The following is a 25678-nucleotide window of genomic DNA, read 5'->3' on the forward strand; positions in this document are numbered from 1 at the left end:
CCTTGCAGCAAGCGCAACATCGGTGTTGCTGCGGCCATATCGGCCCCGATCTCAGCAAAGGCGCGGCTCTGTGCGCTTGTCGGCTGATAGGGCAAGGCAGCTACAAGCGCGTCTGTATAGGCTCCTGTACCAAGAATGGCGCGGCCCGGTGTCCGTCGTCTGGCTGCCCCCGATAGCTGGAGGGCAATCTGGCGGGCAAATAGTTCGTCATAGGCCAGTCTGCGGCGTGCCGGTGTGCTAGGCAGGATTTCATCCTCGCCATCGGGGGCATGGGCGCGCATCAGGGCCGCGCCAAAGCTTTGCCAGCCTTCGCGCGCCACCAGCGCTGGATCGGCCCATTCGGCAAGGCCCTCGGCCTTTTGGGCCGCAGCGGCACAAATGCGTGCTAAGGTGCGATGAGAGAGGCCGGCAACGCTGCGATAAACGGGCTCAAACACCACGCTCAAATCGGGATCATCCAGATTGAGAATACGCGAGGGATGGATCATCTGCCGCTCGCCATAGCGCTCGCTGACTTCGCCCGACACCACACGCATCGCCCCTTCGGGCAAGCGCTCTGCCAAATAGCGCGCATTGGGCTTGAAAAAGAGGAGCGACAAAAAGCCTGTATCGTCCGACACTTGGACTTTATAGGGCCGGCCCATGCCACCGGGTTGATGGCGCTCTACCATCACTTCTAACGTGCATAGCCGCCCTAATTCAGCTTCGTGTATCTTTGGCCGATAGCGCCGGTCGACCAGCCCCGTCGGCAGATGAAACGCCAGATCACGGACCAACTCACCCCCCGCCGCTTTGGCCGCCAAAGGCGCAATCTTCGGCCCTACGCCTGGTAGGGTCGTTAAAGGAGCAAAGAGGGCAAACAGGCTTTCAGGACGCATGATGCCCTATGTTTAGCCGAGCTTGGGTCGTCGCGTCACGCGCCACTTTTGGCTTTCATCACCCGGATCAAGCCTTCTTGCGCGACACTGGCTACTAAGCGCCCATCGCGGGTGAAGATTTTGCCGCGGTTCATGCCACGCCCGCGCCCAGCCCATGGGCTGTCGGTGCAGTAAAGCAGCCAGTCATCGGCACGGAAATCATCGTGAATCCAAACGGCATGATCAAGGCTTGCCGTCATCAACTCGCCCCGCATCCAGCTAAGCCCGTGTGGGCGGGCGCAGGTGCCCAGAAGCTGCATGTCGGTCGCATAGGCCAGTACCGCCCGGTGTATCTGCGGATCATCGCCCATAGGGGCCACAGCCCGGAACCAGGAGTTTTGAACTGGCGGCAGTTTTTCCGCCTTAAGCCAAGCGGCGGGGTCGAGCGAGCGAAACTCAATCGGACGTGGCGTCATGAAGAAGGGGCGGAATTTCTCGGGCACCAGATCAATCGATTTCTGCCGCCATTCCATTTCAGACGGTAAAGAATCCGGGTCTGGCATGTCGGGCATTGTGTCTTGGTGGCTGAGACCGGGCTCCAGCTTGTGGAAAGACGCCGCCATATTCAAGATCGGCACGCCCTGCTGTTGGGCAATCACACGGCGGGTCGAGAAACTGCCACCATCATAATCACGCACAACGCGGTAAACCACAGGGAAATCCTCATTCCCCGGCCGCATGAAATAGGCATGCAACGAGTGGGGCAAGCGGTCGGTATCGGTCGATTTACATGCCGCCATCAAAGCTTGGGCAATGACTTGGCCGCCAAACACACGACCCCGGCCGCCATCCTTGCGCGCGCCGCGATACAGGTCGGTGTCGAGCGTCTCAACATCCAACAAAGTGGTAAGGCCATGGATCAACTGTTCGGGGGAGGGATTTTGCTCAGTCATGCTGTCCAGTTAGGACAATTGCGCCCGTGGGGGAAGTTCGCAAGTGCAGGTGATGGGGGTTGCTTCTCGCCAAAGCCCCTCTTTCCAAAAGCGAGGGAGGCGGCCGATCTGGCAGTTTATGCGCAAGACGAATTGTTGATCGACTTTACGGCTAGCAAAGCTTGGCCTGAAGCCGTTCCAAGCTATCTTGGGCAAGCCACAGACCTACGATCACTTCCCTTGACCTAGCCGCCTTCCGACGATGGTATTGGCGCTTTCAATAAGCCACCCAGAGCCCTTCCTTTGCCCAAGCCCTCCCCCGCCTTTCAAGCCATGAAGCGTGCCCTGTTAGAGCAGCTATCGGCCATTCCACGTGGTAAGATTGTCAAGCTCGACCAAATGGCGGTTGCGATGAATATACCTGCGCGCCATGTCGCCTATATGGTGTCGCAATTGAGTGAAGCAGAGCGGGAAATGGTGCCATGGCATCGGCTGGTGCCCTCTGGCTGCACATTTCCGGCCGAGGCCAAAAGGTCGCCCCGGCAAATTGAGCAGTTGCGGCTGTTAGCGCTGGAAGGGGTTAGCGACCTTCCTGCCCATATAATCCCACCACCCTTTGACTATTCATCCGTCTTTTGGGCTGATGAGGGTTTGTAGGCGCAGCGCGCGCCAGCCCTCAAGCTTCTCGACAATGCGCGCCTCTGCGCCATTGTCAGTCGGCTGGTAAAGGTCTTGCGGGCCCATGCGGTCTGGGAAGCCAGATAGGCCTGACACGCCGCCTGGCGCATCTGGATCATAGACATAGCCCGCCCCATAACCCTGTTCCTTCATCAGCGACGTGGGGGCATTCAAAAAGCGGGCTGGTGGGGGTTCAGAGCCTGTTTGAGCTGCCAAGGCTTGCGCCTTCTTGAAGGCGACATAGGCAGCATTGGATTTAGGCGCACATGCCAGATGCAAGGTGGCTTGGGCCAGCGCCAACTCCCCCTCGGGCGAGCCCAAAAACTCAAACGCGTCACGGGCAGCAATAGTGACTCGCAAGGCGGTGGGATCGGCAAGGCCAATATCTTCACTGGCCATGCGCACCAAGCGGCGGGCGATGAAGAGCGGGTTCTCGCCCCCATGCAGCATACGCGCCAACCAATAAAGCGCCGCATCGGGATCACTGGCGCGGACCGACTTATGCAAGGCCGAGATCAGATTATAATGCTCGTCCTTATTCTTGTCATAGGCCGGGGCGCGGCGCTGTAAAAATTGGCTGAGACCTGCGCGATCAAAGGGCTGGTCAAAGGCTGCTTGGAACACTTCTTCCAATAGGGTCAAAAAATGACGGCCATCGCCGTCGGCAAAGTCCATCAGCGTCTGTCTCGCTTGAGCGTCCAACGGGGCCGGACGGCCATAATGGGCCTCTGCGCGGGCCAGCAATGTTTCAAGACCTGCATCTTCCAACCGCTTGAGCACAAAGACCCGGGCGCGAGACAAAAGCGCGCCATTGATCTCAAAGCTGGGGTTTTCGGTCGTAGCCCCGACCAAGGTCACGGTGCCAGCCTCCACATAGGGCAGAAAGCCATCTTGCTGGGCGCGGTTAAAGCGGTGGATCTCGTCGACAAATAGCAAAGTGCCACGCCCGGTGGCACGTAATTGGGCGGCAGCCTCAAAGGCTTTTCGCAAATCCGCAACGCCTGAAAAGACCGCTGAGATCGAGGTGAAGGCAAGGTCTGAGGCATCAGCCAATAGCCGCGCAAGGCTGGTTTTGCCGACACCGGGTGGCCCCCACAGGATCATGCTGGACAGCCGCTTTTGCGCCACCATACGGCCAATCGCGCCATCTGGGGCCAACAAATGATCTTGGCCGACAATGTCGGCAAGGCTTGTCGGGCGCAGCACATCGGCCAGGGGCCGGTTTAAGCCTGCTTCCAGTCCCGAGGCCGCAAACAAATCACTCACAAGAACAGAACCGCCGTGATTTGCTTATCGCCGCGCTGGATCGTGACCCTGCCCTGCTGCCCTCCACGGAGGCGGTTTGCGAGGTCTTGCGTCGATTGGATCGGATCCTCATTGATTTGCAGGATGAGATCGCCGGGGCGAAGACCAGCCCGCGCCCCTTCCCTCGCCCCATCAACCGAGGTGACAATCGCGCCCTTGGTAAAGGGGTCAATCCCTTGTTCTTCGGCCAAGGCCGGCGTCAGGGTTGCCACGCTCACACCATCAAAGCTATGCCGCCCTGAAAGAAGGCGCGGGGTTTGGGCTTCGCCCGGAGGCGCAGACAGCCTGCCACGGCTGGTACGAACTTGGCCTTGACGTTGGAAGGTAAACTCCACCATCTCGCCGGGTTTGCGGGTCGCAGCTTGATATTTAAGGCCGGAATCATCGGCCACTTGGGTGCCCGCAAAGGCTGTAATCACATCGCCACGGCGTAGGCCCGCCTCAGCCCCGGCAGAGCCTGGATAAACGTCGGTCACCAAAATGCCACCCGGGCGGCTTAGCCCCAGCGATCTGGCCACTTCAGCGTCGACATTCTGCCCCTTAATGCCCGTCCACGCGCGAATGACCTTACCATCTGTCACAGCACCATCCACAACGCGCTTGACCATCTCGGCAGGAATGGCAAAGCCCACACCCGCTGACGTGCCCGAGCGGGAAAAAATCGCGGTGTTCACGCCAACCAAATCGCCATTCATATCCACCAGGGCACCGCCCGAATTTCCCGGATTGATCGAGGCATCGGTCTGGATGAAGAAACTATAGTCGGTAATGCCCACATCTGTGCGCGCAAGGGCTGAGATGATGCCGCCTGTCACCGTCTGGCCAACGCCAAATGGATTACCAATGGCCAAGACCTGATCGCCTACTTGGGCATTGCTGGTATCGGCAAAGCGCAGCGCCGTCAGTCGTTCGCCTTTGGTATCGATGCGCAGCACTGCAAGGTCGGTCCGGGGATCTGTGAGGACAATTTGGGCCGGAAACTCGCGCCGATCGCCCAATACGACAACCAATTCTGTTGCCCCTTCGACCACGTGATTATTGGTGACGATGATGCCATCATCACGCACGACAACGCCCGAACCCTGGCTCTGGCTCGCCCGGTCTGGCATGCGGAAAGCGCCACCAAAGAAGTCAATGGCTACACGGCCCCTTTGAATGGAGCGCGCATAGACATTGACGACCGCTGAAGAAGAGCGCCGCACAATCGGTGCGTAAGAGGCAATGGCATCGGCCCGCGTCGCAGGGACGATGCGCGGCTGTGCGGGTGCACTGGCGATGGGTTGGGCGGCAGCAGGGGCTGGGCTTTGGCTTCCCGCGACTTGGGCGATCAAGGGCACGCCCGTAGCCAAGCCAGCGCCCAAAGCTGAAGCGGCGATTAATTTCAACATGCCGACCCGGCCTCCATTGGATGTCTGTTTGCTCATGGCTGTTATGAAGGCACCCTTACTATGAACCGCAAGTGGCTCAATTGTGACAAATCAGTCAGACAAGGCAAGGGCCACGCAGATGTTACATCGGCAAATCGCGCCATTGCCCCGGTGCAAGATCGCCCAAGGACCACGCGCCAATTTTCACGCGCACCAGACGCAGGGTGGGATGGCCAATCGCCGCCGTCATACGGCGCACCTGCCGATTACGCCCTTCGCGGATGGTAAGACGGATCCAGCTGTCAGGAATGCTTTTGCGGACGCGGATGGGTGGATTGCGCGGCCATAGACCTGGATCCTCAAGGCGCGCAACGTCTGCAGGCCGGGTTAGCCCATCATTCAACATCACCCCTTTGGTAAGGCTTGCCAAAGCTTCGTCTGACGGGATGCCCTCGACCTGCACATAATAGGTCTTGGGCAGTTTGAACGCCGGATCAGCTATCCGTGCCTGCAGCTTGCCATCATCGGTCAAAAGTAAGAGGCCCTCACTATCGCGGTCGAGGCGGCCGGCGGGATAGACGCGCGGCACGTCCATAAAATCCGCCAAAGTCTGCCGCCCCTCCCCACCCGAAAACTGGCACAAGACGTCATAGGGTTTGTTGAACAGGATAAGGCGCGGCATAGCGGGATTATAGGGTGGCAATACGCCGAAAGGATAGTGTCATGCGCTTATATGAATATCCTATTCCCAAGCCCCCACTAAGCGGGTCTTCCCAAGGCCACCCACTCCTCCATCGCACTGATGAATTCAATAGTTGGATAGGATCTGATGTCTTCCTCTGAAGAGCCTCGTTGAAGCTCTCGCTCATAATACCATTGCTGAAAAGATGCATAATCCGCAATTATTCGAGCGGGGCCTTTTGGAGTGGCACGGGCGGCATGCACCATCCAATTTCGAACCTGCCTTATGGTCGTATCATAATTGCCGTCATGGGCTAAGACGTCCCAACCCGCAATGTCAGACAAGGCCTTCTTTGTATCATATGCCGTATGTTCGAGAACGAGGATTGCCTTTGTTTTCAGGGGGCCATCGCCAAACCGACGCGCACCAAAATCCATGCCGAGTTCGAACGGCATGTTCATTCTGAAATACGCCTCAGGATCACTAGTTTTGCATTTGCTTAGATCATGAATACCGAACTTAGAGCTGTTGATAAGCGTGGTTATTCGTTCCAGCCTCGGCGTTGAATGATCTGCGGTCTCGGGGGCAAGACGGGGATAGAAGCCAAGATCTACAACGCAGAACGCGATGGCGTGAAGGAGAGGAGAGAATTCTTGATCAAACGCACAATTAATGCAAACGGATGTTTCAAAAGTTGCCGCCATGGTTAGCCTTTAGGCGGAACTGGATCATTACCGTAGGAATTCCGCTCTCGAATGCGCCCATCCTTGCCATGAATATACAATTCGGACCTAAAGGACTTGGCCTTTGCCCTAGCGACTTTTATCGCTTCGTCTTGGGTTGAATGCGTGCTCGATGCCCGCGTCGATCCAGATCGAATGACGCGCCATCCATCTTTGCCCGGCACCACATGCTGACTTTTCGTGGACATATCGCCACCTCCGTACCAAAGGTAACTCGATTAGTTAAATCCGTCGAGCGAGTCTTGCAATAGATGGATTTTGGTGGCCACAGCCAATGCACCGCGCCACTATCCAAAAACAAAAAAGCCGCCCCAAACAGGGCGGCTTTTTAATTCAGCAAGAAAGCTAGAGCTTATTCGTCGCCAGCAACAGGGCCAGAGTCTTTGCCCTTGGCGCTGACGTCGCGGTCAACAAACTCAATCACGGCGACGGCGGCATTGTCACCATGGCGGAAGCCCGCCTTCATGATGCGCAAATAACCACCTGCGCGACCGGCATAGCGTGGGCCGATGACGTCAAACAGCTTCTTAGTTTGGGTCTCGTCGCGCATGCGCGAAGCAACCAAACGACGCGAAGCCAAGTCACCCTTTTTAGCCAAAGTGACCAAACGCTCCAATACAGGGCGCAATTCCTTTGCCTTTGGCAAGGTGGTCACGATTTGCTCGTGCTTCACCAAGCTGGCAGCCATGTTGGCGAACATGGCGGTGCGGTGTTCATGTGTCCGGTTCAGTTTCCGGTGTCCGTGACCGTGGCGCATTTCTATTTCTCCATCTGGCGACGTCTCGCGACGTTGCGTCTTGATTACATTTGGTCTTCGAACTTCTTGGCGAGTTCGTCGATGTTTTCAGGGGGCCAGTTTGGCGCTTCCATACCCAAATGGAGACCCATTTGCGCGAGGACTTCCTTGATTTCGTTCAAGGACTTGCGGCCGAAGTTTGGCGTGCGCAACATTTCTGCTTCGGTCTTCTGGATCAGGTCGCCGATATAGATGATGTTGTCGTTCTTCAAGCAGTTTGCCGAACGCACCGACAATTCCAATTCTTCCACACGCTTCAACAAAGCTGGGTTGAATGGCAATTCTGGGCGGGTTTCTTCGACTTTCTTGGTCTTGGCTTCTTCGAAGTTGATGAAGACGTCCAATTGGTCCTGAATGATGCGCGCAGCATAAGCAATCGCATCTTCTGGCGTCATGGCACCATTGGTTTCAACTTCCATGACCAAACGATCATAGTCGAGCACTTGGCCTTCGCGGGTGTTTTCCACCTTATAGGCAACGCGCTTCACCGGGCTGTAGAGCGCGTCAACCGCGATCAGGCCGATTGGCGCATCTTCTGGACGGTTTGCATCGGCCGTCACATAGCCCTTGCCGTTTTCAACGGTGAATTCCATGCGGATTTCAGCACCATCGTCCAGCGTGCACAGAACTTGCTCTGGGTTCAAGATTTCGATGTCGCTACCGGCTTGGATTTCGCCAGCGGTGACTTCACCTGGGCCTTGCGCGCGCAACGTCATGCGCTTTGGGCCGTCTGCGTGCATGACCAACGCCACGCCTTTGATGTTCAACACGATGTCGGTCACGTCTTCACGTACACCGGCGATCGAGGAGAACTCATGGACGACGCCATCAATCTGCACCGAGGTGATGGCCGAACCGCGCAGCGAAGACAAAAGCACGCGACGCAGCGCATTGCCCAAAGTCATCCCGAAACCACGCTCTAATGGCTCTGCGATCAGCTTGGCTTTCCGCGCTGGATCAAAACCATGTTCAATGACCGTCTTATCTGGGCGGATCAACAGCTTCCAATTTTTTTCGAGCACCATGTAATCCTCTATATAGTCGGGGGCGAAACTTGGTTCGCCAAGTCAATAGTCAACCGAAAGCGGGCCGCGTGGGCCCGCTTGAACCGCGCGATTAGACGCGGCGGCGCTTCGGTGGACGGCAGCCGTTGTGCGGAATCGGGGTCACATCGCGGATCGAGCTGATGATGAAACCAACCGACTGCAAGGCGCGCAGCGCGCTCTCGCGACCAGAACCTGGGCCGGACACATTGACTTCGAGGTTACGCACACCGTGCTCAGCCGCTTTGCGGCCTGCATCTTCAGCTGCGACCTGAGCCGCATAAGGCGTGGACTTGCGTGAGCCTTTAAAGCCCATCATGCCAGAGGACGACCACGAAATCGCATTACCCTGAGGGTCTGCGATGGTGATCATCGTGTTGTTAAAGCTAGAGTTCACATGAGCCACCGCGTTTGCGATGTTCTTGCGCTCTTTACGACGGACGCGGGTGGTATCTTTTGCCATTGTGTCGGTTCCAGACGAAAGCCAGCGGGCTCACGCCCGTTGGGGAAAAATAAATTAGCGCTTAACCTGCTTCTTGCCGGCGATCGGCTTAGCAGGGCCCTTGCGGGTGCGGGCGTTGGTGTGGGTACGTTGGCCACGAACGGGCAAGCCACGACGGTGACGGAGGCCACGGTAGCAACCAAGGTCCATCAAGCGCTTCACGTTCATCGACACTTCGCGACGCAGGTCGCCTTCGACAACATATTCACGGTCAATGGTTTCGCGGATCTGGAGGACTTCAGCGTCCGTCAATTGGTTCACGCGACGCTCAGCCGTGATTCCCACTTTTTCACAGATCTCTTTGGCTTTGGCAGGGCCAACGCCATGAATATATTGCAGCGCGATCAAAACGCGCTTGTTCGTCGGTATGTTGACGCCAGCTATCCGGGCCACTTTGTCTCTCCATTCACAGCCCCACCCCCTTGCGGAGGATCTGCGCCGTGCGGTCAATCTGTTGTTTTAAGGCCTGTTTTTTAAGGAACAAACCATGAGATGCGCAAAACAACGCATAACCAACCATCCGGTAGTCCCGGTCGGCTGGCATGCGTCCTTTAACGGAAGTGCGCTTGTTAATGCGATGCCGCACGTAAGTCAACGCTTGGCGCTGAAAACATTACCATTGTCTATGGCATATTTCGCGGGCACCTAGAGGTGATTAGCCTGCCAAGGCCTTATCAATTGCCGCAGCAACTGCATCCATGCTGGCCATGCCATCGACTTCCCGCAGCAAACCCCGGTCGCCATAAAACGGCAGGAGCGGTGCGGTTTGGGTATTATAGGCTGCCAAACGCTTCACAAAAGTCTCTGGATTATCGTCCGACCGGCCTTGGTCTTCAAAGCGCTTGGTGATGCGGGCCAAAAGCTCCTGATCGTCGACCACCAAGCGGATAACCAAATCAATGCGTTGACCGCGGGACGCCAAAAGACCATCCAATGCGATCGCTTGGGCCGTGGTGCGGGGGAAACCGTCATAGATAAAGCCGGCCACACCCGGATTGCGGGTGATCTGGTCATCAATCAGTTCAATGACGATTTCATCTGAAACCAAGGACCCCGAATCCATCACGGCCGCAACCCGCTGGCCAAGATCGGAACCCGACGCACGGGCAGCGCGCAACATGTCACCGGTTGAAAGCTGGACAAAGCCCCGCCCCTCGACCAAGCGCTTGGCCTGCGTGCCCTTGCCTGCCCCGGGGGGGCCGAACATGATCAAATTCATCATCCTAGTTTCCCCCTTTAGAGCCGCGCTTGGACTTTAGGACTTAGCGTCCCCGCCCCTTTAGCTTCGACTTCTTGATCATGCCCTCATACTGGTGCGCCAGCATATGAGACTGGATTTGCGCCACCGTATCAATTGTTACCGAGACGACAATGAGCAAAGATGTCCCACCCAGATAAAATTGCATACCCAAATTGGCGCTGATCGCCTCGGGGACAAGACACACAATAACCAGGTAAATTGCCCCGATCATCGTCAAGCGGCTCATCACCATATCCAGATAGTCCGCCGTTTTCGCGCCTGGACGAATGCCGGGCAAGAAGCCGCCTTGCTTACGTAAATTGTCGGCAGTCTCCTCGGTGTTGAACACAACCGACGTGTAGAAGAAGCTGAAGAACATGATCAGCACGCCGAATAGCGCAATGAATAAGGGCTGACCATGCGACAAAAGGCCCGCTGTTGTGCGAATTCCCTCTTGCATGACCACTTGCCAATCGGGGGCATTTTCCGGCAACTGACCGCTAGCCAAGAAGCCCGCCATGGTCGCTGGTAAAAGAAGCAGCGACGAAGCAAAGATCGGCGGAATAACGCCCGCGGTATTAATCTTGAGCGGCAGGAAGGATTGCTCCCCCATCGTCATTTTATTGCCCACTTGGCGCTTGGGATATTGCACCACAATGCGGCGCTGCGAGCGCTCGACAAACACGATCAGGATGATTGCCAAGGTCAGGATCAACACCAGCGCAACGATGGCCAAACCAGAGATCGAACCTTCTTGCGCCAAGGTCAAAGCGCGGAAGATTGACTTTGGTACTTCAGCCACGATCCCGGCAAAAATGATCAAGGATACGCCATTGCCGATGCCGCGAGCGGTAATCTGCTCACCAATCCACATCAATAGCATGGTACCGCCGGTCAAGGTGATGACGGTAGACGCAATAAACATGGGGCCTGGATCAATCACAACGCCGGGCGAGCTGGCCAAGCCATTAGCAATGGTCAAGGACTGGGCGACCGCCAAAACGACCGTCAAATAACGTGTATATTGATTAAGTTGGGCGCGACCAGATTCACCTTCCTTCTTCAATTGCTCTAACCGCCCGGGGAAGGACGAGAGCAATTGGATGATGATGGAGGCCGAAATATAAGGCATCACGTTGAGGGCAAACACCGCCAAACGTTCCACCGCACCACCGGAGAACATGTTAGCCATGCCCAAAATGCCCTGCTGCGCTTGCGAAAAGGCGCGGGCAAAGGCTTCGATATCAATGCCCGGGATCGGGATGAATGTCCCGAGGCGGTAACAGATCAAAGCGATCACGGTGAAAATGATCCGCGCGTGCAGATCTTTGGCCTTCGCAAAGGATGCGAAGTTCAAATTACGGGCAAGTTGCTCGGCTGCTGAAGCCATGGAACGTGGTGCCTTCCAAAATTGAAAAGCGCGCCTAAGCGGATATCCGCCTGGCGCGCCAAAAAGAGGTGCGCAACCCCCATATCGGGGATTGCGCATCAGACCTCAAGGGCTCAGGCTGCTTGCTTCTCAGCTTTGGCCTTGCCGGTTAGGGTGATTTTGCCACCAGCGGCTTCAATTGCTGCGATTGCAGCCGCCGAAGCGCCAGTCACGATGAGTTCAACTTTACCGCCGATCTCACCCTTGTTCAGGATCCGGACGCCATCGCGAACGCGACGAACCAAACCAGAAGCGACCAAAGCTGCTTCATCGATTGGCTTGCCAGCATCCAAACGGCCAGCTGCGATGGCTTTGGCCAGAAGGCCCAAGTTCACCCAAGCATGGTCCTTGGTGCAGCGGGCGTTAAAGCCACGCTTTGGCACGCGCATGTGGATTGGCATTTGACCGCCTTCGAAGCCATTGATCGAAACGCCGCGACGCGACTTTTGACCTTTGACACCGCGACCGGAGGTCTTGCCTTTACCCGAACCAACACCGCGACCAACCCGCATGCGGGCTTTGGTTGCGCCTTCGTTGTCGGACAATTCATTCAGTTTCATGGTGTTCCTAAAGCACGCTTACGCGCGCTCCTCCACGACTTGAACCAAATGCGAAACCTTGGCGATCATCCCGCGGATAGCAGGTGTATCTTCAAGTTCACGAACCCGATTCAATTTGTTCAGGCCAAGCCCGACCAGTGTTTCACGCTGGTCGTAGCGACGACGAATGGGCGAACCCGTTTGTTTAACAACAACAACAGCCACGATTAGCCCTCCGAGCCTTCGACGCCGCTGGCACCGTCTTTACGACGAACCAGAACGTCAGCGACCTTCAAGTTGCGCTTGTTGGCGACCTGACGGGGCGAGATTTGCTCGCCCAAAGCGTCAAATGTTGCGCGCACCATGTTGTAAGGATTGGACGAACCCAAGGACTTGGAAACCACGTCCTTAATGCCCAACACTTCAAACACAGCCCGCATCGGACCACCCGCGATCAAGCCGGTCCCTGGAGGGGCCGAGCGGACGATCACTTTACCCGCACCCCAACGCCCAGCGGCATTGTGATGCAAGGTGCGGCCTTCGCGCAGCGGGATACGCTGCATGCGGCGCTTTGCTTCTTCGGTTGCCTTACGGATTGCTTCAGGAACTTCGCGGGCTTTGCCCTTGCCGAACCCTGCACGACCCTTTTCGTCACCGACGACGACCAGAGCGGCAAAACCAAAGTTCTTACCACCCTTCACAACCTTCGCGACGCGGTTAATCGCGACGAGACGGTCTACGAATTCGCTATCACGCTCTTCGTTCTTTTGTTCACGTTCCGGCCTGCGAGCCATCAGATCTACTCCTTAGAACTCAAGGCCGGCTTCACGCGCGGCGTCGGCGAGCGCTTTAACGCGCCCATGATACAAATAACCACCACGGTCGAAAACCACTTGCTTCACGCCCTTTTCAATGGCGCGCTCTGCCAGCAATTTACCGACGGCAATCGCATCGTCCAGCTTTGGACCTTCAGAAGCGCGCAAAGCTGCCTCCAAAGACGAAGCCGAAACCAGCGTAACCCCTTTGGAGTCGTCGATGATTTGTGCGGAAATATTTTTTGACGAGCGATGCACCGAAAGCCGCAAACGGCCGTTGGCCAAAGCCCGAAGACGGGAGCGCGTGCGAAGCGTGCGCTTGGTCTTTAATGCTAATGAAGATGGCATTATTTCTTCTTGCCTTCCTTGCGACGGACGGTTTCGCCAGCATAGCGGACACCTTTGCCCTTATAGGGCTCGGGCGGACGATATTTGCGAATTTCCGAGCAAATTTGACCCAGCTCTTGCTTGTCTTTGCCGGTGATTTTGATTTCGGTTGGCTTAGGCACCGCAAACGTCACACCGGTTGGTGCTTTGTAGATGATTGGGTGCGAATAGCCGAGCGACAATTCAAGATCCTTGCCCGCCATCGCTGCACGATAGCCGACGCCGACCAGCTCGAGCGTACGCTCAAAGCCCTTGGTGACGCCTTCAACCATGTTTGCGATCATCGAGCGCGACATGCCCCACAAAGAGCGAGCCAGTTTCGAGTCATTCTTAGGGGAAACCACAATGACACCGCCTTCAATCGTGACCGAGACTTGCTCGTGCAGCTTGAAGGACAATTCGCCTTGTGGGCCTTTTGCCTTGATGATGTCGCCGTCAATCGTGACGGTGGCACCAGCCAAAGCGACAGGTTGTTTGCCGATACGTGACATTCTCGGCTCCCTTAGTAGACGTGCGCGAGGATCTCGCCGCCGACGTTGTTAGCCCGGGCAGCTGCGTCCGACATCACACCCTTAGGCGTGGAGAGGATCGCAATACCCAGACCGTTACGCACGAGCGGAAGGTCCTTCACAGAGGAATAAACACGACGGCCAGGCTTCGAAATGCGCTTGATCGTATCGATCACGGGCGCACCGTCGAAATATTTGAGCTGGATTTCCAACTCAATCTTGCCGTTCACTTCGATATCCCCATAGCCACGGATGTAACCTTCGCCAACGAGAACATCGAGGACGCGGGCACGCAGGGTGGACTTTGGGGTGGTGACAGTCGAACGGTTCCGCATTTGAGCATTGCGGATCCGAGTGAGCATGTCGCCGACGGGATCGTTCACTTGCATGACAACCCTCCCTTACCAGCTAGCTTTTGTCATGCCGGGGATCATGCCGGAGGACGCGAGGTCCCGCAGCGCAATCCGCGACATGCGGAGCTTACGATAGAAAGCGCGGGGACGACCTGTCACCTCGCAGCGATTGCGAACGCGGTTTTCGGCCGAGTTACGCGGAAGCTCCGCCAGCTTCAAACGAGCCGCAAAGCGCTCTTCCAGTGGCAGATTTTCATCGGTCGCGATTGCCTTGAGGCGCGCGCGCTTAGCCGAGAATTTCTTCACCAGGGCCTTACGGTTGTCATTGCGGTTGATAGCACTTTTCTTCGCCATGATATCAGTTCCGGAATGGGAAGTTGAACTCAGAAAGAAGGGCTTTCGCTTCTTCATTCGTGCGAGCCGTCGTACAGACGATGATGTCCATGCCCCAGATCTGGTCGACCTGATCATAGTTGATTTCAGGGAACACGAGGTGCTCCTTGAGGCCCATGGCGTAATTCCCACGGCCGTCAAACGACTTGCCGTTGAGACCGCGGAAATCCTTCACGCGCGGCAGCGCGATCGTGATCAGACGGTCGAGGAATTCATACATGCGTTCTGCGCGCAAAGTTACCTTCGCGCCGACTGCCATGCCTTCACGCAACTTGAAACCTGCGATCGACTTGCGGGCTTTGGTGGTGACTGGCTTTTGACCAGCAATCGCACTCAAAGCAGCTAAAGCCGACTGCATCTTCTTGCTGTCTGCAACGGATTCACCGACGCCCATATTGATCACGATCTTATCGAGACGTGGAATCTGCATGGCGTTGGTATAGTTGAATTTCTCTTGCATAGCGGCGCGGATGCGCTCGTTATACTCGGTCTTCAAACGGGCTTGATAAGTTTGGGTCTCAGACATCGCCGATCACCTCCCCAGAACGCTTGGCAAAACGGACTTTACGACCGTCGTCCAAGGTTTTGAAACCGACCCGGGTTGGCTTGCCATCCGTAGGGTCCATGTAAGCAACGTTGCTGATTTGAAGCGGAGCCTCAAACGCACGAATGCCAGCTTCTTGGGCTTGGGTCTGCTTCTGGTGCTTTTTGACCATGTTCACGCCCTGGACCACCAAACCGTTTTCCTTGGGGAGAACTTTGACCACTTCACCAGTCTTGCCCTTGTCCTTACCGGTCAAGACAACGACCTTGTCACCTTTTTTAAGTTTCGCAGCCATCCTAGAGTACCTCCGGAGCCAACGAAATGATCTTCATATGGTTCTTTGCGCGGAGTTCGCGCGGAACCGGTCCAAAGATCCGGGTGCCAATAGGCTCATGCGAGTTATTCACGAGTACAGCCGCACTCCGGTCGAACCGGATGGTGGAGCCGTCTTTACGCTTGATGTCCTTTGCGACGCGAACGACAACGGCCTTACGGACGTCACCCTTCTTCACGCGGCCACGTGGAATTGCCTCTTTGATGGAGACAACAATCACGTCGCCGACGGACGCATAACGACGCTTCGAACCGCCAAGTACTTTAATGCACATGACGCGACGAGCACCGGAATTGTCCGCGACATCCAGATTTGTTTGCATCTGAATCATAATCGATCCTCTTCTATTAGCCCGTATCGGACAGCCCTAGCTGCCGACGCGACCAATCACTTCCCACCGCTTCAGTTTGGACTTAGGCGGGCATTCCTGGATCTGCACGACCTCACCCGTTTTGTACGCATTCGCGTCATCATGGGCATGGTAGCGCTTCGAGCGGCGCACCGTCTTTTTAAGGACTGGGTGGAGGAAGGTACGTTCAACCTTCACGACGATGGATTTATCGCCTTTGTCGCTCACCACGACGCCCTGCATCATACGCTTTGGCATCGATTACTCCTTAAACAGCCGTTGCTGTGGTCTTCTCGCGCATCATCGTCTTGACGAGCGCGATGTCCTTGCGGACCTGGTTGATGCGATGGGTCTTTTCAAGTTGACCTGTCGCACGTTGGAAACGCAAGTTGAATTGCTCTTTTTTCAGCTTGAGCAGCTCTTCTTGCAATTGGTCGGGCGTCAAAGCCCGCGCGTTAGCGGCTTTCATAGTGGACGCTCCCTTACGCCAGACCGAAGTCGGCACGTGAAATGATCTTGCACGCGATAGGCAGTTTCGCAGCGCCGAGGCGCAATGCTTCTTCTGCAATCTCTTGTGCAACACCGTCGATTTCGAACATGATCCGACCAGGCTTTACCCGTGCGGCCCAAAATTCTGGTGAACCTTTGCCCTTACCCATCCGAACTTCGTTTGGCTTCTTGGACACTGGCACGTCTGGATAAATACGGATCCAAACTTTGCCTTGACGCTTCATTTGACGCGTGATGGCACGGCGGCAAGCTTCGATCTGACGCGCGGTGACGCGCTCAGGTGCCAAAGCCTTCAAACCATACATGCCGAACGACAGGGTAGCCCCGCCGGTCGCAGCACCATGGATGCGGCCTTTGAACTGCTTGCGGAAGCGGGTACGTTTAGGTGACAACATGTTTCAGTTCCTCCCTTACGCGCCAGCTTGAGCCGCGTCGCCACGACCACGGCCACGGCCACGGTTGTCACGATCGTTGCGATCATTGCGTGGACGACGATCTTCACGATCATTGTCGCGGCGGGGACGTGCGTCACCCACTTCAGCAGCACGCTTGTCTTGAGCCATTGGGTCGCGCTCAAAGATTTCGCCTTTGAAGACCCAGCATTTGATGCCGATGATGCCATAAGCGGTGGTGGCTTCTGCGACGCCATAATCCACATCCGCCCGCAGGGTATGCAAAGGCACGCGGCCTTCACGATACCATTCGGTCCGTGCGATTTCAGCACCGCCCAAACGACCAGCAACCGTGATGCGGATCCCGCCAGCGCCCATGCGCATGGAAGATTGCATCGCGCGCTTCATCGCACGGCGGAAAGCCACGCGACGCTCGAGCTGTTGGGCAACGCTTTCAGCAACCAAGGTTGCATCCAGCTCTGGCTTGCGGATTTCGACCAAGTTCAAAAACACTTCCGCGTCCTTGACGATCCCGGTCAGATCCTTACGAAGCTTTTGAATGTCTTCGCCTTTTTTGCCGATAACAATACCTGGACGCGCGGTATAAACCGTCACGCGGCACTTCTTGTGTGGGCGCTCGATCACGATGCGCGACACACCAGCTTGCTTCAGCTTCTTTTTCAAGAAGGCGCGAACCGCGATGTCTTCATGCAGAAGCTTCGCATATTCGCCCGTGTTCGCATACCAGCGGCTGTCCCACGTCCGGTTAATGCCCAGACGCATGCTGATTGGATTGACCTTCTGACCCATCAGGCCGCTCCTTCCATCTCACGCACAACGATGGTGATGTGCGAGAAGGGCTTTTCAATACGAGCGCCGCGACCGCGAGCCCGGGTGTTCATACGCTTCATAACCAGACCTTTGCCGACATAGGCTTGGGCAACGACCAGAGCATCGATGTCGAGGCCATGGTTGTTTTCGGCGTTTGCGATGGCCGATTGCAGGCACTTGCGAACGTCGATGGCAATGCGCTTTGGCGAAAACTGAAGTTCAGCCAAGGCCTTGTCCACTTTCAAGCCACGAATGCTTTGTGCCACCAAGTTCAGCTTTTGACCGCTGGTCCGCAGGTTGCGGGCTTGGGCCAAAGCTTCCTTGTCAGACAAGGCGCGAGGGGTTTTTGCTTTTGACATGCGCCTACCTCCGCTTCGACTTCTTGTCCGCGCCGTGACCGAAATAGGTACGGGTTGGAGCGAATTCGCCGAGCTTATGGCCAACCATTTCTTCCGAAACATTCACAGGCACAAACTTGTGACCATTGTGAACCTGGAAGGTCAGGCCAATGAACTGAGGCATGATGGTGGAGCGACGCGACCAAGTTTTGATCGCTTCACGACGGGGGGATTCCGCCGCCTTCTCCGCCTTGGCGAGGAGGTAACCGTCCACAAACGGACCTTTCCATACCGAACGAGGCATAGTCTTAAGCCTTCTTTTCGTGACGACGACGGATAATCAACCGGTCAGTCGTCGTGTTGCTGCGGGTTTTAGGACCGCGGGTTTTCTTACCCCAAGGGGTTACGGGGTGGCGACCGCCAGAGGTACGGCCTTCGCCGCCGCCATGTGGGTGGTCAACCGGGTTCATGGCAACACCACGAACCGAAGGACGAATGCCCAACCAACGCGAACGACCGGCCTTACCCGAGTTTTCGTTCATATTGTCTGGGTTGGAGACTGCACCAATGGTGGCGATGCAGCTATCTGGAACCATGCGCAATTCGCCCGAGGACAAGCGGATTTGAGCATAACCGGTGTCGCGGCCAACCAATTGCACGTAGCAACCAGCCGAACGTGCGATCTGAGCGCCCTTCAAAGGCTTCATTTCGACGTTGTGAATGATCGTGCCCACGGGGATCGACTTCAACAACATGGCGTTGCCTGGCTTCACATCGACCTTTTCGCCGGCGACAATGGTGTCACCAACAGCGAGGCGCTGAGGGGCCACGATGTAGGACAGCTCACCATCTTCGTACTTGATCAGTGCGATGAAGGCGGTGCGGTTTGGATCATATTCCAAACGCTCAACCGTTGCTGGCATATCCCACTTACGACGCTTGAAGTCGATGATGCGATAGGTGCGCTTGTGACCACCGCCCGAACGGAACGAGGTTACGCGGCCGGTGTTGTTGCGACCACCCGTTTTGGTCAAGCCTTCGGTCAACGCTTTAACCGGCTTGCCCTTGTACAAGGACTTACGGTCAACGATCACCAGCTGGCGACGACCTTCAGAGGTCGGCTTGAATGTCTTGAGTGCCATTCCTTAGAGCCCCGTCGTCACATCAATCGTCTCGCCTTCGACCAGCGTGATGATTGCTTTCTTGAAGTCGTTCCGCTTGCCCATCACGCCCTTGAAGCGCTTGGTCTTGCCTTGAACGCGAATGGTATTGACGGCTTTCACCTTCACCTTGAAGAGCGCTTCAACAGCTTCTTTAATGGCGGGCTTGGTTGCCGTCAGCGGTACCTGGAAGATCACTTGGTTCACTTCGGAGAGCAAAGTGCCCTTTTCCGTGATCCAAGGGGCCAGGATGGTATCGTAGTGGCGTTCGGAAAGTGCCATTATGCAGCCTCCCCTTTGCTTGCAAAGCGTGCCGAGATGGCTTCAATCGCATCACGCGACAAAACCAGCTTGTGGCGACGCAGGACGTCGTAAACATTGAGGCCTGCAGCTGGCAGAACGTCCACATTCGGAACGTTACGGGCTGCGAGTTGGAAATTGGTGTCGACTTGTGCGCCGCCAATGACCAACGCATTGGTCAGGCCGAGCTTGCCGAAGTTTTCCAACAAGACTTTCGTCTTTGGCGCGTCGAGGGCGGCTTGATCAAGAATGATCAGCGAACCTTCGGCAGCCTTAGCCGAGAGAGCCATTTTCATACCCAAAGCGCGAACTTTTTTGTTCAAGCTATGTGCGTGCGAACGTGGGTGTGGGCCATGCGCCACGCCACCGCCCCGGAAGATCGGCGCGTTGCGGGAACCGTGACGTGCGCCGCCAGAACCCTTTTGCTTGCCGAACTTGGAGTGCGAGCGCGAAACTTCGCCACGATTTTGGGTGTCATGCGTACCAGCGCGGCGCTTGGCCAACTGATAGCGCACCACGCGGTGCAAGATGTCGGCACGGGGTGCCACACCAAAGATGGCGTCGTCCAGCTCTACCGAGCCAGCCTTGCTGCCATCTAATTTCAGGACGTCGAGTTTCATTATTCGGCTCCCTCTTGAGTTTCGACAGGAGCCGCGACTTCCGCGTCAGCTTGAACGATTTTCAGATCGCCGGGCTTACGGAAAGCGGCTGGCTTTGGCAGGTTCGCAGGTGCTGCGGACTTCACCGCGTCACGGATTTCAACCCAAGAACCTTCAGCGCCTGGAACGGCACCACGGATCAGGATCAAGCCACGCTCAACATCGGTACGGACGATGACGAGGTTTTGGGTGGTGACGCGCTCAACACCATAGTGTCCAGCCATCTTCTTGCCCTTGAAAACCTTGCCTGGGTCTTGGCGTTGACCGGTCGAACCGTGCGAACGGTGCGACAGAGACACACCGTGCGTTGCGCGCAAACCACCGAAGTTCCAGCGCTTCATGGCACCAGAGAAACCACGACCGATGGTGATGCCAGAGACATCAACCTTTTGGCCGGGCACGAAATGGTCAGCGGTCAATTCCATACCAACGTCGACCAAATTGTCGGCGGTGACGCGGAACTCACGCAGTTTCGCCTTAGGCTCAACGCTGGCTTTCGCATAATGCCCACGCATGGGCTGGGTAACGTTCTTGGCCTTGCGGGCACCTGCGCCCACTTGCAAGGCGGTGTAGCCGTCTTTGTCATCGGTCTTTTGGGCTACCACTTGGCAGCCTTCGAGAGCCAGGACAGTGACTGGCACGTGTGCGCCATCGGCAGCAAACACGCGGGTCATGCCCATTTTCTTTGCGATCAATCCTGTACGCATAGCCGGCGCCCTTACAGACTAATTTGGACGTCAACACCGGCAGCGAGGTCGAGCTTCATCAGCGCGTCCACCGTTTGTGGTGTTGGGTCTACGATGTCGAGCACGCGCTTGTGCGTGCGGATTTCAAACTGCTCGCGCGACTTCTTATCGACGTGTGGCGAGCGGTTTACGGTGAAACGTTCAATGCGCGTTGGCAAAGGCACAGGGCCTCGCACCATTGCGCCAGTGCGCTTTGCCGTGGAGACGATCTCCTTGGCGGACTGATCCAGCGCCCGGTGGTCGAAGGCTTTGAGCCTGATCCGGATGGTCTGTTGAGCCATATTTACCCTCGCGAAGCGGTCATCCAAACGATAGGACCGCATGTCAAACATCGAACGAAGCCCGCTACGACGCCATTTTGACCGGCGACGCATCAGGCTGCGCAAACTTAATTTTAGCTGGAAAAGCCATCTGACGGGGTCGAAGAAGCAAAGACGCGTATGACCGCGCCATCAGAGGCGACATACCCTTTTCGGCGGTATGAACCCTGCGCTTTTATCGTCCCGCGTCTGGAGAACATAAGCGTTCTCCACAGCCGGTCCAAGCAAGAGCGGCGTTACTAGCTAGGTGAGTCTGTTTTGTAAAGGGTATCTATCAGACGCGGTGCAGTGGGGGTGGGTGGGTGCTTAAGCCTATGCCAAATTATTCGGCAGCCCTAGGTATCTCAAATTGACGGCTCTCATAATCTATCAAAGCCGAGTTACTTCTTCTTTTGATCTGATCCAGAAGACGGCTTTTGAGGCTGTGGTTGCTGCCGAGCCTTTTGCGCCCCGTCGCCCCGACTCTTGACACTTGCACTTTCATTTGAGGGCTTAACTTTGTTTTCGGTAATCTTGTCATCTTCGGGGGGCATGATAAGACCTCAAGGTTTGGCGATTTTAGGGTGTTAAGACATGAAAAATAACCAAAATGATTCGAATTGATTGAGGCCGATATCCAAGACATAAAGTCATCGTGGCATTGACCGCACGGGATACATCCTAACAGAAGCTATCCCCCACCCCACTACACCGCCCCCTTGAGGTTCGCGCCCGCATTAGGCTAAGCAGCGCCTATGACCGATGAAACCAGCCCCACCGCCCTGCCCGACCGCTTAAGCGTCAATCCCCGCAGCCCTTATTATAATGAAGAGATCTTGGCCAAAGGTGTCGGGATCCGCTTCAAGGGCGAGGAAAAGACCAATGTGGAGGAATATTGCATTTCCGAAGGTTGGGTCCGCTTGGCTTTAGGCAATAAGGTTGACCGCAAGGGCAATCCGTTGACGATCCTGCAAAAGGGCCCGGTTGAGGCTTGGATCAAAGGCGCTGAAACAAACTAACAGGCCCCGCTGCCATCGTGGTTTCGGCAAAGCGCTCATAACCCAATTTTTCCGCAACTCGGATCGAGGGTGCGTGCACCGACTCGATCATGCACACCGTGCGGCCGCGGCCATAAGTGGCTTCATACCAGTCGAGGGTTGCTTGCATGGCTTCGGTCGCAAGCCCCCTGCCCGCCATGGGCGGAATGATGACCCAACCTGCTTCTGGCGTCGCCTCAAAGTCTGGATGCATCCCGCGCTTATGATCGGCAAGGCCAACATCGCCAATATAAAGGCCTGTTTCCTTGTCACATACTGCCCAATAGCCATAGCCTAAGGCGGGCCAGTGCCCGATATAGCGCAATAAGCGAAACCAAGCTTCTTGCGGCGTGGATGCCCGCGCCCCGATATGTTTCACGACCAACGGGTCGGACCACATGGCAGCGAGGCGATCAAAATCCTCCACATTATGGCCGCGGAGAATGAGGTTTGGGGTCTGAAGAAACGGCGCGGATGTGATCATGCGCCTGAGCCTAATTCATCCTGTTCCGTCTGCAAACCCTCATGAGGGTCACGAAACCGCAATTACCCTATTGCCCTTTCACCTGTTTTACCGCCGCATTGACGGCGGCTTGCGACGGCACTGGGGCACAGCCGCCCAGCCCCTTGGCTTCACAAATTTCTTGCGGGGAGCGCACGCGCGAAGGCGTATTCCCAAACCGCACACAGGCCCCCATGCCGGTCATTTTGACCTTTTGCCCATCTTCCAAACAAGGTGGGGGAATATCACGCCAGCGTACTTCATTGCGCGAGAATCCTTCCGCATTTTCTGGGCGATATTTGGGCCCACGCGCGACTTGCAACAGGCGCTTTAGCTCAGCATTCGGCGGGCAATCGGGCGGGCGGTCTTTGGGGTCAAGCTGGGCGCAAGCTTGTGCTTTGATGATCGCCTGACTTTGCGGGGTGAGGCTGTGCATAGCCGACCCATTGGCTGTGGCACCCGTTCCGGCAAGGGCTGGTTGTGCGGGGACGATACCACTGGCTGTCGTTGCTGGCTGGCGGCCAACAGGGCTTGCAGCACTTTGCCCGTCGCGCACCGGCGTTGGACTTGTACGCATGGGGGCAATGGCGCCCGCCGAAGCCGTCACGCCCTTTACCGTCTGGGTTGCGGGTGGCTTTGTTTTGGCGACAGGGGCAATAGAGGCCGCCATATCTGCCTTGGGTGCACGCACCAAGGGCTCAAGCCGGACTGCCGCAACCCCTGCAGGCTCAATCGAGGGCAGCATAGGGGGGTGCGTCGACAAAAGGCCATAGCCAAGCACAAGCCAAACCGCGATCGCGGCTAAACGCGTCATCAGTCGCGTCTGCGCTGATATCCCCCCAGGTCCCGATTGCGGGGGAACACCCCAGTCCATGACCATGGCTTATGTCGTGGACGATTGTTTCCTGTCTGGCACGTTAAATTGTGGTTAGAAAACCGGAAATGACAGACGCGGCACCGCCTTACGTGCCAACGGTTCCGCCATCTTGTCGGCGAACATAAATCACGGCGTCGCGCGGCCAGCCGCCATTGGGGAAGGTGGAATAAGGCCCAGCCGCTTCTCCGCGATAATTCTGGCCTTTAACATTTTCTGCGCCCACATGCTGTACGCCACAGAAGAAGGTCTTTTGGTCCCACGCCAGAAGGGGTCCGCAGCATTCCGCCCCAATTGGCACCGTCAAAAAGCGCTTCACCGGACGTGGCCCCTTGCCAACCATGGGCAGCACATAGACCCCGTCATTACAGGGGAAAGTCTCTGGCGTACCGTCCGTCGTAATCCAGCAGAATTTGCGATTGTCGAAAGTGATATTGTCGGGCATGGCAAAGCGATCCCCAGTCGTGGTGGGCTTACCATTCAGCCAAGAAGACGCATTGACGACTTTGCCCTCAAGATTGGTCACAGGCGCAACCTCTGCAGAGGGATCGCCCGCCACCGCAAAAATGTCCCAGGTAAAGGTTAGAGCCGCTGGGTCTTGGCGCGCCTCTTCAATGCGCACAATATGGCCTTGATAATTGCGCTCGAGCCCGTCGCCAGCGATGGTTTTGCGGCGCGGATTAGCGACATTTCCCGCCCGACCTGAGTCGGAAAGATTGCCGGTACACATTACAAAGACGGTGCCCGTGCCGCGGAACGAACCATCAGTTGGGCTTTCTACATCCTCTGGCCGGTCCATTTTGGTCGCACCCAGCCGAAGCGCGGCTTCGCGGCACCGCACCATCACATCGCCATCATCGGCAAAGGGCGTCTCGTCGGGGCCACGCGGAACCCGGTTGGCCGCCGCTGCCGTCAAGGCGATCCAACGGCCCGTCCCATCGGCTTCAAGGCGGGCCGCATAGAGCGTACCATGGGTCAAAAGCGTGCGATTGGCGATCCGGTTGGTAGGGTCAAATCTATCGCGCGAGACGAACTTATAGACGAACTGATTAGCGCTATCATCGCCGGTATAGACCACGGCCTTATTGGTTTTGGACAGAACCGTGGTAGCGCATTCATTGCATTTGCGGCCAAGGGCAGTGTGCTTATGGGGCCGCCAGTCGGGATCATAGGGATCAATCTCGACGATCCAGCCATACAAGGATGGCCCATGTGGATTGCGGCTCAAATCAAACTGGGCAGGCCCGCCCATACGCCAAACATTGTCATAGCGAAAAATGGATTGATCCACGCCAAAGGCTGTGTCGGCTTGGGCTTCGGTTAAGGCGGGGCTTGCCTTGTCCGAGGTGAAGAACTGATTGTTGAAATTCTCTTCCGCCGTCAGATACGTACCCCAAGGCGTAAAGCCACCGGCACAATTCTGGAACGTTCCGGCCTTAATCGCACCATCGAGTGTAGGGGGGCCAGAGCGGGCACTTTCAACCTCATTGACGATGGCACCAGCCTTGGCGATCCAGGGATGGTTGGCGGCAGACCCGTCAAAAACGACTTCGCTATAAGGCGTCACGCGGCGGTTACGACCGACGCCGACAGCCGGGCCCTTCACTACCGACCAAGCCCCGCTTGCAAGATCATGGGCCACATCAAAAACGCTGACGCCCATACAGGCATAGAGCGCCTCTAAAGCCACTTCGCTCGTATCAATCGGCTGACCATTCGCGCCGGGGGCGGCCATAAAGGGGCTAACCGCCTCATGGTTCACACACATAATCGCCCGCGTTACGGGGCCTTCCGGCCAAGGATAGGCCCAATTGGCCGGAAATAGGGCCAACATATCATTATGGGTGCCGAAACGGTTTTCCTGCTCCGCCCGCGTAAAGGCAAAAGGCGCGCCGCGCTTGGTCAGGTCTAGGGGTGCCATGCCCTCAAACAAAGGATCGCCCCAGGAAATCAAGGGCTGCCAAGCATAGCCGTCTGGCACCACCACCGTATCCAAGCGATTTTCTGCGACAGACTTGAAACCTGCCGTGGCGGCTTGGGCTTCAGAAGTCATCAGGCTTAAGGCTGGCAAGGCGGCCGTGGCCGTCAAAAACCCGCGCCGCGACAGCGATTCACAAGCAAGGTCGGCGAAATGATTGGAACGTTGAGGCATGGGGAGCGGTGGCCTTTGGAAAAGAGTTTAGGCCGAGACATAGCGCGGCAATGCGAATGGTTTACGACAAATCGCAGTCAA

40 protein-coding genes are annotated in these 25678 nt (G+C 56.5%); 2 read left to right on the plus strand and 38 right to left on the minus strand.

All coding sequences use genetic code 11. From position 1 onward, the window contains the following. Both IOB61_RS13775 and IOB61_RS13780 read right to left on the minus strand, forming a co-directional pair. The coding region (locus IOB61_RS13775) for an OB-fold nucleic acid binding domain-containing protein (protein WP_290817869.1) at positions 1-878 on the minus strand (878 nt) is incomplete at its 3' end. A 35-nt stretch (positions 879-913) separates the two neighbouring features. Next, positions 914-1810 carry an acyl-CoA thioesterase II gene (locus IOB61_RS13780; protein WP_290817872.1) on the minus strand — a complete coding sequence of 299 codons (897 nt, stop codon included), beginning with the start codon at positions 1808-1810 and terminating at the stop codon, positions 914-916. A gap of 282 nt (positions 1811-2092) precedes the next feature. Between IOB61_RS13780 and IOB61_RS13785 the strand changes: the two genes are divergently transcribed. Continuing rightward, positions 2093-2446 (plus strand): MGMT family protein, encoded by a 354-nt coding sequence (locus tag IOB61_RS13785; protein WP_290817875.1) that lies wholly within the window; start codon positions 2093-2095, stop codon positions 2444-2446. Here the strand turns inward: IOB61_RS13785 and IOB61_RS13790 are convergent. From IOB61_RS13790 to rpsJ, 33 genes are all read right to left on the minus strand, one after another. Continuing rightward, on the minus strand, positions 2414-3733 hold the full coding sequence (locus tag IOB61_RS13790) for a replication-associated recombination protein A (RefSeq protein WP_290817878.1): 1320 nt from the start codon (positions 3731-3733) through the stop codon (positions 2414-2416). The two genes, IOB61_RS13785 and IOB61_RS13790, sit on opposite strands and share 33 nt — an antisense overlap. Further along, entirely contained in the window at positions 3730-5160 is a 1431-nt protein-coding gene (locus IOB61_RS13795) for a Do family serine endopeptidase (RefSeq protein WP_290817881.1), read from the minus strand. The genes IOB61_RS13790 and IOB61_RS13795 overlap by 4 nt, the downstream gene beginning before the upstream one ends. Before the next feature lie 121 nt (positions 5161-5281). Next, entirely contained in the window at positions 5282-5821 is a 540-nt protein-coding gene (locus tag IOB61_RS13800) for a pseudouridine synthase (protein WP_290817884.1), read from the minus strand. Positions 5822-5898: 77 nt separating this feature from the next. Further along, positions 5899-6525 (minus strand): hypothetical protein, encoded by a 627-nt coding sequence (locus IOB61_RS13805; RefSeq protein WP_290817887.1) that lies wholly within the window; start codon positions 6523-6525, stop codon positions 5899-5901. Positions 6526-6527: 2 nt separating this feature from the next. Further along, positions 6528-6752, minus strand: coding sequence for a DUF2188 domain-containing protein (locus IOB61_RS13810; RefSeq protein WP_290817889.1), 225 nt, complete (start codon positions 6750-6752; stop codon positions 6528-6530). 164 nt (positions 6753-6916) lie between these two features. Beyond that, the gene (rplQ, locus tag IOB61_RS13815) at positions 6917-7321 is read right to left on the minus strand and encodes a 50S ribosomal protein L17 (RefSeq protein ID WP_085340286.1); all 405 of its coding nucleotides are present in this window, start codon (positions 7319-7321) and stop codon (positions 6917-6919) included. Between the two features lie 44 nt (positions 7322-7365). Then, positions 7366-8382: a DNA-directed RNA polymerase subunit alpha gene (locus IOB61_RS13820; protein WP_085340330.1), complete on the minus strand. Its 1017-nt coding sequence runs from the start codon at positions 8380-8382 to the stop codon at positions 7366-7368. Between the two features lie 94 nt (positions 8383-8476). Then, a complete protein-coding gene (gene rpsK / locus IOB61_RS13825; RefSeq protein ID WP_085340287.1) occupies positions 8477-8866 on the minus strand; it encodes a 30S ribosomal protein S11 in 390 nt (129 codons plus the stop codon). A 54-nt stretch (positions 8867-8920) separates the two neighbouring features. Continuing rightward, on the minus strand, positions 8921-9298 hold the full coding sequence (rpsM, locus tag IOB61_RS13830; RefSeq protein WP_085340288.1) for a 30S ribosomal protein S13: 378 nt from the start codon (positions 9296-9298) through the stop codon (positions 8921-8923). Between the two features lie 13 nt (positions 9299-9311). Further along, on the minus strand, positions 9312-9449 hold the full coding sequence (locus IOB61_RS13835; protein WP_290817891.1) for a hypothetical protein: 138 nt from the start codon (positions 9447-9449) through the stop codon (positions 9312-9314). A gap of 111 nt (positions 9450-9560) precedes the next feature. Then, the gene (locus IOB61_RS13840; RefSeq protein ID WP_290817938.1) at positions 9561-10124 is read right to left on the minus strand and encodes an adenylate kinase; all 564 of its coding nucleotides are present in this window, start codon (positions 10122-10124) and stop codon (positions 9561-9563) included. Positions 10125-10167: 43 nt separating this feature from the next. After that, entirely contained in the window at positions 10168-11535 is a 1368-nt protein-coding gene (gene secY, locus IOB61_RS13845; RefSeq protein ID WP_290817893.1) for a preprotein translocase subunit SecY, read from the minus strand. Positions 11536-11648: 113 nt separating this feature from the next. Next, the gene (gene rplO / locus IOB61_RS13850; RefSeq protein WP_290805119.1) at positions 11649-12134 is read right to left on the minus strand and encodes a 50S ribosomal protein L15; all 486 of its coding nucleotides are present in this window, start codon (positions 12132-12134) and stop codon (positions 11649-11651) included. An 18-nt stretch (positions 12135-12152) separates the two neighbouring features. After that, positions 12153-12341, minus strand: a complete 189-nt coding sequence (rpmD, locus tag IOB61_RS13855) for a 50S ribosomal protein L30 (protein WP_106407629.1) — start codon at positions 12339-12341, stop codon at positions 12153-12155. After that, positions 12341-12907 (minus strand): 30S ribosomal protein S5, encoded by a 567-nt coding sequence (gene rpsE / locus IOB61_RS13860; RefSeq protein ID WP_085340292.1) that lies wholly within the window; start codon positions 12905-12907, stop codon positions 12341-12343. The genes rpmD and rpsE overlap by 1 nt, the downstream gene beginning before the upstream one ends. Positions 12908-12919: 12 nt before the next feature. Next, positions 12920-13276, minus strand: a complete 357-nt coding sequence (gene rplR, locus IOB61_RS13865) for a 50S ribosomal protein L18 (RefSeq protein WP_085340293.1) — start codon at positions 13274-13276, stop codon at positions 12920-12922. Continuing rightward, entirely contained in the window at positions 13276-13806 is a 531-nt protein-coding gene (gene rplF / locus IOB61_RS13870; protein WP_085340294.1) for a 50S ribosomal protein L6, read from the minus strand. The genes rplR and rplF overlap by 1 nt, the downstream gene beginning before the upstream one ends. 11 nt (positions 13807-13817) lie before the next feature. Further along, the gene (gene rpsH / locus IOB61_RS13875) at positions 13818-14213 is read right to left on the minus strand and encodes a 30S ribosomal protein S8 (RefSeq protein ID WP_085340295.1); all 396 of its coding nucleotides are present in this window, start codon (positions 14211-14213) and stop codon (positions 13818-13820) included. A gap of 12 nt (positions 14214-14225) precedes the next feature. After that, the gene (gene rpsN, locus IOB61_RS13880) at positions 14226-14531 is read right to left on the minus strand and encodes a 30S ribosomal protein S14 (protein ID WP_085340296.1); all 306 of its coding nucleotides are present in this window, start codon (positions 14529-14531) and stop codon (positions 14226-14228) included. A gap of 4 nt (positions 14532-14535) precedes the next feature. After that, the gene (gene rplE, locus IOB61_RS13885) at positions 14536-15096 is read right to left on the minus strand and encodes a 50S ribosomal protein L5 (RefSeq protein WP_085340297.1); all 561 of its coding nucleotides are present in this window, start codon (positions 15094-15096) and stop codon (positions 14536-14538) included. After that, the gene (rplX, locus tag IOB61_RS13890; protein ID WP_290817898.1) at positions 15089-15409 is read right to left on the minus strand and encodes a 50S ribosomal protein L24; all 321 of its coding nucleotides are present in this window, start codon (positions 15407-15409) and stop codon (positions 15089-15091) included. The genes rplE and rplX overlap by 8 nt, the downstream gene beginning before the upstream one ends. A gap of 1 nt (position 15410) precedes the next feature. Next, a complete protein-coding gene (gene rplN, locus IOB61_RS13895) occupies positions 15411-15779 on the minus strand; it encodes a 50S ribosomal protein L14 (RefSeq protein WP_085340299.1) in 369 nt (122 codons plus the stop codon). A gap of 36 nt (positions 15780-15815) precedes the next feature. Continuing rightward, complete coding sequence (gene rpsQ, locus IOB61_RS13900) at positions 15816-16055, minus strand: 30S ribosomal protein S17 (RefSeq protein ID WP_085340300.1); 240 nt, start codon at positions 16053-16055, stop codon at positions 15816-15818. A gap of 10 nt (positions 16056-16065) precedes the next feature. Beyond that, positions 16066-16266 carry a 50S ribosomal protein L29 gene (rpmC, locus tag IOB61_RS13905; protein ID WP_085340301.1) on the minus strand — a complete coding sequence of 67 codons (201 nt, stop codon included), beginning with the start codon at positions 16264-16266 and terminating at the stop codon, positions 16066-16068. Positions 16267-16279: 13 nt separating this feature from the next. Beyond that, entirely contained in the window at positions 16280-16702 is a 423-nt protein-coding gene (rplP, locus tag IOB61_RS13910; RefSeq protein ID WP_085340302.1) for a 50S ribosomal protein L16, read from the minus strand. 15 nt (positions 16703-16717) lie between these two features. Then, positions 16718-17509, minus strand: a complete 792-nt coding sequence (rpsC, locus tag IOB61_RS13915) for a 30S ribosomal protein S3 (protein ID WP_290805146.1) — start codon at positions 17507-17509, stop codon at positions 16718-16720. Beyond that, entirely contained in the window at positions 17509-17889 is a 381-nt protein-coding gene (gene rplV / locus IOB61_RS13920) for a 50S ribosomal protein L22 (RefSeq protein ID WP_085340304.1), read from the minus strand. Before rplV ends, rpsC begins: the two co-directional genes overlap by 1 nt. A gap of 4 nt (positions 17890-17893) precedes the next feature. Further along, entirely contained in the window at positions 17894-18172 is a 279-nt protein-coding gene (rpsS, locus tag IOB61_RS13925; RefSeq protein WP_085340305.1) for a 30S ribosomal protein S19, read from the minus strand. A 4-nt stretch (positions 18173-18176) separates the two neighbouring features. Beyond that, the gene (gene rplB / locus IOB61_RS13930; RefSeq protein ID WP_085340306.1) at positions 18177-19010 is read right to left on the minus strand and encodes a 50S ribosomal protein L2; all 834 of its coding nucleotides are present in this window, start codon (positions 19008-19010) and stop codon (positions 18177-18179) included. A gap of 3 nt (positions 19011-19013) precedes the next feature. Further along, positions 19014-19310 carry a 50S ribosomal protein L23 gene (locus IOB61_RS13935; protein WP_085340307.1) on the minus strand — a complete coding sequence of 99 codons (297 nt, stop codon included), beginning with the start codon at positions 19308-19310 and terminating at the stop codon, positions 19014-19016. Then, positions 19310-19948: a 50S ribosomal protein L4 gene (rplD, locus tag IOB61_RS13940; RefSeq protein ID WP_290817901.1), complete on the minus strand. Its 639-nt coding sequence runs from the start codon at positions 19946-19948 to the stop codon at positions 19310-19312. The genes IOB61_RS13935 and rplD overlap by 1 nt, the downstream gene beginning before the upstream one ends. Continuing rightward, entirely contained in the window at positions 19948-20694 is a 747-nt protein-coding gene (rplC, locus tag IOB61_RS13945; protein ID WP_290817903.1) for a 50S ribosomal protein L3, read from the minus strand. The genes rplD and rplC overlap by 1 nt, the downstream gene beginning before the upstream one ends. Before the next feature lie 11 nt (positions 20695-20705). Next, the gene (gene rpsJ / locus IOB61_RS13950) at positions 20706-21014 is read right to left on the minus strand and encodes a 30S ribosomal protein S10 (protein ID WP_290805157.1); all 309 of its coding nucleotides are present in this window, start codon (positions 21012-21014) and stop codon (positions 20706-20708) included. Positions 21015-21787: 773 nt separating this feature from the next. Between rpsJ and IOB61_RS13955 the strand changes: the two genes are divergently transcribed. Further along, positions 21788-22051 carry a DUF3297 family protein gene (locus IOB61_RS13955; protein ID WP_290817905.1) on the plus strand — a complete coding sequence of 88 codons (264 nt, stop codon included), beginning with the start codon at positions 21788-21790 and terminating at the stop codon, positions 22049-22051. Here IOB61_RS13955 and IOB61_RS13960 read toward each other — a convergent pair. From IOB61_RS13960 to IOB61_RS13970, 3 genes are all read right to left on the minus strand, one after another. Beyond that, positions 22029-22553, minus strand: a complete 525-nt coding sequence (locus IOB61_RS13960; RefSeq protein WP_290817906.1) for a GNAT family N-acetyltransferase — start codon at positions 22551-22553, stop codon at positions 22029-22031. The genes IOB61_RS13955 and IOB61_RS13960 overlap by 23 nt on opposite strands. 67 nt (positions 22554-22620) lie before the next feature. Next, the gene (locus tag IOB61_RS13965; RefSeq protein WP_290817908.1) at positions 22621-23385 is read right to left on the minus strand and encodes a hypothetical protein; all 765 of its coding nucleotides are present in this window, start codon (positions 23383-23385) and stop codon (positions 22621-22623) included. A gap of 148 nt (positions 23386-23533) precedes the next feature. Then, positions 23534-25597: an alkaline phosphatase PhoX gene (locus IOB61_RS13970; RefSeq protein WP_290817910.1), complete on the minus strand. Its 2064-nt coding sequence runs from the start codon at positions 25595-25597 to the stop codon at positions 23534-23536. Positions 25598-25678: the final 81 nt, after the last annotated feature.

The organism is Aquidulcibacter sp. (genome assembly GCF_020253525.1).
GTDB lineage: Bacteria > Pseudomonadota > Alphaproteobacteria > Caulobacterales > Aquidulcibacteraceae > Aquidulcibacter.